Origin of the sequence: Streptomyces sp. NPDC046900 (assembly GCF_040644975.1) — a bacterium.
GTDB lineage: Bacteria > Actinomycetota > Actinomycetes > Streptomycetales > Streptomycetaceae > Streptomyces.
This window is the reverse complement of sequence record NZ_JBEYXD010000027.1, coordinates 97,295-103,656: the sequence shown is the minus strand read 5'-3', so window position 1 is coordinate 103,656 and position 6,362 is coordinate 97,295. Positions and strand designations below refer to the sequence as shown.

The window sequence follows — 6,362 nt, the reverse complement described above, 5'->3', positions numbered from 1 at the left end:
CCCGACTGACATCGCCTACTACGTCTGCTACGGGCCTGCCGGCACTCGCCTGAAAGACCTGGTCAGGGTGGCCGGCGCCCGCTGGGCCGTCGAGGAGTGCTTCCAGACCGCGAAAGGCGACTGCGGCCTGGACCACTACCAGGTCCGGCTCTACCACGCCTGGTACCGGCACATCACCCTCGCCATGGCTGCCCTCGCCGCCCTGACCACCGTCCGCGCCCACGAACTCTCAAAAGGGGAAGCAGCAGTGGCCTGATACCGCTGTCCGTGGCAGAGATACGCCGCCTCATCGGCCACCTCCTCCACCCCGTCCACCTCACGATCCACCATCATCTGAGCTGGTCACGCTGGCGAAGACTCAGCCAGAAACGCGCCCGCGACAGTCACTACAAACGCCGCGGACACACCCCTTAACTGTGATTGCAGTACTAGCTGGGCTGTCCGACATGGGCCGCACCTGGACTCTCCTCATGCCGTACGTGGAGAAGATGCTCAACAGCAACCAGCGGCATGACCACTGGAGCGACGAAGACAAGATCCGCAGGCGTCTGCGCACTCACGCCGCCCAGATGGCCATCGCCCTGCGCCTGCCACGTCTGAATCGTGCGGCCATCTTCTACGTGCTCCACCCGCGGCCGATCGGCCGGAAACGCGACCCGGGCAACTGGTCGCCAACGGCGAAGGCGTACATCGACGGGCTCGTAACTCCCAACCCGGACCGTCCAGGAGAACACCTCCTGCTGCCGGACGACGACCACGAGCACCTGGTTGGCCCTTTCCCCGCCATGGGAGCACCAGTCACCACCGGGTACGCCCGCATGACCCTCGTCATCGCCGAGCTAACCAATCCCTGACCTGCATCACGCTTCACCAACCCTGTCCCCCTCCCCCTGAAGGATCCCGAAATGGCAACGCCCACCACGCCTCCCCCACTCACCCTTCAGCAGGCAACCGCCCTGTCGCTGCTGCGAGATGGCAAGCCTGAAAGCGAAATCGGCTTCCTCACCGGCGTCACAAGCCGCAACCTGTACCGGCTCGCGGTCAGGCACAACGTGACCGCCCCGTGCAACACGGTGGAAGGCCACAAATGCCACGAAACTCGTGGTGAGGACTGCACGGACTGCACCGCGGCCTTCGGCAGGGCCCAGTCGCGCGAAAACGCAGAGCGTCGGCGCGATCCCGCGTCCCTCCCCGCAGAGGTTCGAGCCCTGATGCCCCGACAGCGGACAGCTCGATAGGCACACGCTCGCGCACCCCGCTCGCCACACCATCCCCCTACCTCACCGGCCTGCAGACAAGGCAATCCCTCCACGATGCCTGCAGGCCGGTGCCAAATCTCCTCTCGGAGCCTCCATGCTCAACGATCAAGTGATCATCGAGTCCTACGGCGCCCGCTGGCAGGACCCGCCGCCAGCACACCACAGCGCCTGCTTCCTCGCGGTCAACCTGACCGACGCCCTCTTGAATCCGCCGGACAACCCGGGCGTCTGGAACCTCCGCGCGCACCACAACGGCCTGCACCCCGCGATCAGGCACAACATCCTGGCTTCACCCGGCGCGGAGCGGATCATCAACGAAGCCGTGAGCCGGGCACAGACCCTGGCAGCGGGTGATGCAAGCGAGGACCTGAGCCCCGTGCGCATACTGGTCGCCAGTTGGGCCGGGGTACACCGCGGGCCCGCTGTCGCGCATGAGATCGGCCGTCGCCTGAGGGGCCACGGCATTACGGTCTCTGTCACTCACCGTCACATCGACAACCAGCCGGTCCCCAACGCGGTAGCGACCCCCGATGCCCCAGGCCATTCAGGACCAGGTGGCGGAGACGACGGCCGACGAGACAACCTGGCGGCCGACACAGACATTGTCACCGGGCCAGAGGACATGGGCGCCAGCACCGACCTCACCTCCCGCCTGCTCACACTGACCGGCGTGCTGTCAGAACCCGCTGAAGTCACCGGCATGCAGGCCTGCTTCCGGCTCGTGCTCGACCCCGCACACGGCGCCGGTCACGACCACGAAGTCCATGAAGCTGTCGTGCCGTGCACATTCGCCGACCCTGTCGGCAACAAAGAAGTCGGAGAGCTACCGGCCGGAACACCCCTTCAGGTCACCGGCTGGTTCGCCCTCCCCGCCGATGCCACCTCCGGCATGCACATGGTGGTCACCACCGTACGAGCCACACCGCCAGACCACGAGTCCACAGACAGCTCCGCGCCCCCGGCCGGCTCGCAGCCTCCAACTCGTGCACACCGGTGCTACGTCCTAGTACACGACCGACCAGTGCACGACCAGAACCCCTTCTGAGGGACTCCTCGCAGCCCGGGATCGCGTGGCCACCGCGGCGCCTACTCCCGCACCGTCCCGAGCCAGCCCATCCCGGAGTGCCGCACGGGCCGTGCCATCGAGCGGACTCCACCGCTGACCAAGCCCGCTGGCTGCCAGCCGCTGAAGCCTTCCAGGCCTGCGGCCGCAGCCTGGCCGAAGCATCAGCTGGGCCCCTTCCAACCAACCCACCCCCGAATCGGCCCGGGGCGGCCGTCGACCACGAGTCCGGCCGCCCCGGCTGCCTCACCTTCACGTACGGCCCATCGGATCGAAATTCCACACATCAGCTAGGCGAGACCAAAGCCGCGCAGCCCTTCACCACCCGCCCGAAAGGCAGCACACACATGCCCCTCTCCCTCCACGTATCCGACGCTGGCAAGCCGCACTGGATGGCCGTTTCACCGACCGCGGCGTATGCCGCGACACAGATCGGCGATCGCATCGAGCATCCCGACGGCACCGGCGACGACCTGCCCAGCGCTCCCCGCTCGAGGCATGGCTTCACGTCCACGCCTCGAAATCGGAAACGCTCGCCCTCTCGGCCGGATGGACGCCCCACACACCGCTCGACCAACTCTCCGGGTGGCGGCTCTTGCAGGTCACACCGATAGGCTTCCAGTGCCACGGCGACCCGCAGGAGTGGCCGCACTGGGTCAAGACACGCAGCCTGCAGGTCACCGGCGAGACCGCGATCTGGGAGGCCCTCGGCCCGAACGCCGATGACGTCCTCGCCCTCAACGAACGCCTCAACGACCTGACACCCCAGGACGCCGAGCGGCTCGCGCCCGATGGCACGCCCGCGAGCGCCTGGCCTGGCACACGGCCTCCCGCCGCAGGACCCACGCGCTCCGCGAGGGACGCCGAGCTGCCGGCGAGGTGGCCCGTCAAGCCACAGGATCCGTGATCGCGGCCCTGGCCGAGGGCCTGTGCCTGCAGAGCCGAGAGGCCGCAATCAGCCTCTCCGAAGCCCTTGCCGAGACCCTCGTCGTCCGCGACCTCCTGGACGGCAGGGACTACGACACCCTCACCCACCCGTGGACGCGGGCACTGGGCACCCTGCCCACCCCCGCGTGCCTGGCCTCAGCAAGCGCCTGATCCCAAACCGCCGACGTCTGGCGTTAACGGTTTGAACTGGCCCCACTTTTCCGAACCGAGTTGGCCCCACCAGAACATCGAGCGAGAGCTGCTTCCGGTCTGAGTTGGCCCCGGGTTCCGGCTTGAGTTGGCCCCGGTCTACTGACTGACGGTGAAGATGACCGCTCGGCCGTTCTGCGCCGCAGTGAGGTAGAAGCTCCTCAGTCCGGGCAGGAACGCCTGGGTGTAGGCGATGTCGTCGGCGTCGCCGGTGCCCTGGTAGGCGGCGAACGTGAGCGTGGCGAAGCGATCGCTCAGCCACTGCCCGTCCAGTGGCTCCAGGGCCTTCGCGACCTCGCGGACCTGATCCGCAGTGACGTAGCAGACGATGTAGTTGTCTCCTTCGTGCAACGGCACTCCGCCGAGGATGACGTGCGACAACGGGTAGTCGCCGTTGTCGAAGGCGAGGTCGCCGTCAGTGAAGCACCGGTGCAGGGCGTCCCAGGACTTGTCGAGTTCGAACAGGTGGTCCATGTCCCACTGGTCCTCGACCTCTGCGACGAGTTCGATGACCTCGTCATCGTCCTGGCAGGCCAGGAAGCGTTCGGCGTCCTGGGCCTCCAGAGCGAAGAGCACCGCGCGAGCCGCCATCGTGTCCTCCCACCGCCGCGAAGATTCGTTCCGCGTGATCCAACCACACGGCTGGCGGTCGGGTGCGATGGGCTGCTTCTATCGCTTGGCCTGCTGTTTGGCTTTGGTCTGGGCGAGTCGGTAGGACTCGGTGCCTGTCTCGATGATGGTGCCGTTGAAGGTGAGGCGGTCGACGATGGCCGCGCAGAGGCGGGGGTCGGTGAAAGTCTTGGTCCAGCCTCCGAACGATTCGTTCGAGGCGATCGCAACACTGTTCTTTTCCTCGCGCTCGGTCAGAACCTGGAACAGCATCTCGGCGCCGCGGCGGTCCAGTTCGAGGTAGCCAAGCTCGTCGATGCAAAGGAGATCGACGCGGCCGTAGCGGGCGATGGTCTTGGTCAGCTGCTTGTCGTCGGCTGCTTCGACGAGCTCGTTGACCAGGCGGGCGGCGAGCGCGTAGCGGACCCGGAATCCGGCCATCGCGGCGGCGGAGCCGAGCCCGATCAGCAGGTGGGTCTTGCCGGTGCCGGAGTCGCCGATGAGGCAGAGCGGCTCGCCCTTCTTGACCCATTCGCAGGTGGCGAGGTTGTTGACCAGGGCCGGGGTGACGTTGGGGTTCGCGGTGTAGTCGAAGTCGGACAGCCACTTCGAGCGCGGGAAGCCGGCCGCCCGGATGCGGCGTTCGGACCGGCGCCGGTCGCGGTCCTCGCACTCGGCCATCAGCAGTTCGGCAAGGAAGCCGCGGTAGGACAGGTGCTCGCGTTCGGCTCGGTTGACGGTGTCGGCGAACTGGGCCCGCATGGTCGGCAGCCGCAGGACCCGGCAGGCGGTATCGATCGCGGCATCGGAGGCGGGCTCGGTCAGGGTGTGGTGCGGGCCGGTCATGGCTGTCCTACCTTTCAAAGCGTGGTTGCTCCGGTCATTCGTAAGATCGGAGGGCCTAGGGGCTCTGGGCATGGCTGTCATGGGTGAGACCACTTGATGGCTTAAGGAACTTGGCCACCCGGAGCCCTGCGACGACTCGACCGCCAATTGGGAGATGCGACTTTCGATCGCTGCGTAGGACAACGTCGGCGAGGTCGTCTGCGGGATCGATGTACGACGAGCTGGCGGAAGAAAACGTGCCCGAGATCTGGGCCGGAGTGGACATCGGTAAGACGCACCACCACTGCGTAGTGATCAACTCGGACGGCAAGCGTCTGCTGTCCCGCCGAGTCGCGAACGACGAAAGCGAACTGCTCGCCCTGATCGGCGATGTCCTGGAGATATCCAGCGACGCGCTGTGGGCAGTGGACCTCAACCACGGCGGTGCCGCGCTGCTGATCGGGCTGCTGGTCAGCCACGGCCAGCCGGTCGCCTACCTCACCGGCCTGGCGGTCCACCGGGCCTCGGCCACCTACAAGGGCGGAGAGGGAAAGACCGACGCGAAGGACGCCTTCGTCATCGCCGACCAGGCCCGCGTCCGCCGCGACCTCGGCCTGCTGCGACCGGGCGATGAGATCGCCGTCGACCTGCGCACCCTGACCACCCGCCGTCTGGACGCGGTCTTCGACCGCACCCGGCAGATCAACCGCCTCCGCGCCCAACTGCTGGAAATCTTCCCCGCGCTGGAACGCGCCCTGGAACTGACAAACCGAGGGCCGGTGATGTTGCTGACGGGCTACCAGACCCCAGCCGCGATCCGGCGGGCAGGCGCGAGCCGGATCGAGACGTGGCTGAGGAACCGCAAGGTCAGGGGTGCCGCCACACTTGCGAAAACGGCCGTGGAAGCCGCCCAGGCCCAGCAGATCGCGCTGCCCGGCGAGAAGCTGGCCGCCGCCATGGTGGTCCGCCTCGCGAAGGGGGTGATGGCCCTTGATGAGGAGATCGCCGAGCTCGACGCCCTGATCGAGGCCAAGTTTCGCGAGCATCCGCACGCCGAGGTGATCCGCAGCCTGCCCGGCATGGGTGCCAAGCTGGGCGCCGAGTTCCTCGCCGCCACCGGTGGCGACATGGACGCCTTCGGCAGCCCCGACCGCCTGGCGGGCTTCGCCGGCCTGGCCCCCAGACCACGTGACTCCGGCCGCGTCAGCGGCAACCTGCGACGCCCCCGGCGCTACCACCGCGGCCTGCTCAGAACCATGTACCTGTCGGCCATGGTGAGCCTTCAGTGCTGCCCCGTGTCGAAGGCGTTCTATAACCGGAAGCGGGGCGAGGGCAAGGGCCACAAGCAGGCCCTGCTGGCTCTCGCACGCCGACGACTCAACGTCCTGTGGGCGATGATCCGTGACGGAGAGTGCTTTCATGCTGCACCTCCCGTCATGGGAGCGGCTTGACAACACGATTGGGAAGTT

General features: G+C 67.2%; 7 protein-coding genes and 1 pseudogene. 6 read left to right on the top strand and 2 right to left on the bottom strand.

Annotation, left to right across the window (positions count from 1 at the left end; all coding sequences use genetic code 11):
• The 5 genes and pseudogenes from ABZ904_RS25305 to ABZ904_RS25285 form a co-directional block, all read left to right on the top strand.
• Positions 1-256 (top strand): annotated as a pseudogene (locus ABZ904_RS25305) (IS701 family transposase); the annotation flags it as partial.
• Between the two features lie 190 nt (positions 257-446).
• A complete protein-coding gene (locus ABZ904_RS25300; RefSeq protein ID WP_361006330.1) occupies positions 447-854 on the top strand; it encodes a hypothetical protein in 408 nt (135 codons plus the stop codon).
• Positions 855-1,353: 499 nt separating this feature from the next.
• On the top strand, positions 1,354-2,304 hold the full coding sequence (locus tag ABZ904_RS25295; RefSeq protein WP_361006333.1) for a hypothetical protein: 951 nt from the start codon (positions 1,354-1,356) through the stop codon (positions 2,302-2,304).
• Between the two features lie 613 nt (positions 2,305-2,917).
• Positions 2,918-3,229 carry a hypothetical protein gene (locus ABZ904_RS25290; protein ID WP_359410645.1) on the top strand — a complete coding sequence of 104 codons (312 nt, stop codon included), beginning with the start codon at positions 2,918-2,920 and terminating at the stop codon, positions 3,227-3,229.
• A complete protein-coding gene (locus tag ABZ904_RS25285) occupies positions 3,226-3,420 on the top strand; it encodes a hypothetical protein (protein ID WP_361825605.1) in 195 nt (64 codons plus the stop codon). The genes ABZ904_RS25290 and ABZ904_RS25285 overlap by 4 nt, the downstream gene beginning before the upstream one ends.
• A gap of 138 nt (positions 3,421-3,558) precedes the next feature.
• On the opposite strand, the gene ABZ904_RS25280 is transcribed toward ABZ904_RS25285, so the two are convergent.
• On the bottom strand, positions 3,559-4,050 hold the full coding sequence (locus ABZ904_RS25280) for a DUF1877 family protein (protein ID WP_361825603.1): 492 nt from the start codon (positions 4,048-4,050) through the stop codon (positions 3,559-3,561).
• Between the two features lie 78 nt (positions 4,051-4,128).
• On the bottom strand, positions 4,129-4,914 hold the full coding sequence (istB, locus tag ABZ904_RS25275; RefSeq protein WP_359410648.1) for an IS21-like element helper ATPase IstB: 786 nt from the start codon (positions 4,912-4,914) through the stop codon (positions 4,129-4,131).
• Positions 4,915-5,123: 209 nt separating this feature from the next.
• On the opposite strand from istB, the gene ABZ904_RS25270 reads away from it, so the two are divergent.
• The gene (locus ABZ904_RS25270; RefSeq protein WP_361825601.1) at positions 5,124-6,344 is read left to right on the top strand and encodes an IS110 family transposase; all 1,221 of its coding nucleotides are present in this window, start codon (positions 5,124-5,126) and stop codon (positions 6,342-6,344) included.
• Positions 6,345-6,362: the final 18 nt, after the last annotated feature.

Excerpts from the sequence above, each read along its gene's own strand:
- ABZ904_RS25300 (WP_361006330.1), top strand. The coding sequence starts at position 447 with ATGGGCCGCACCTGGACTCTCCTCATGCCGTACGTGGAGAAGATGCTC.
- ABZ904_RS25295 (WP_361006333.1), top strand. The coding sequence starts at position 1,354 with ATGCTCAACGATCAAGTGATCATCGAGTCCTACGGCGCCCGCTGGCAG.
- ABZ904_RS25280 (WP_361825603.1), bottom strand. The coding sequence starts at position 4,050 with ATGGCGGCTCGCGCGGTGCTCTTCGCTCTGGAGGCCCAGGACGCCGAA.
- istB (WP_359410648.1), bottom strand. The coding sequence starts at position 4,914 with ATGACCGGCCCGCACCACACCCTGACCGAGCCCGCCTCCGATGCCGCG.
- ABZ904_RS25270 (WP_361825601.1), top strand. The coding sequence starts at position 5,124 with ATGTACGACGAGCTGGCGGAAGAAAACGTGCCCGAGATCTGGGCCGGA.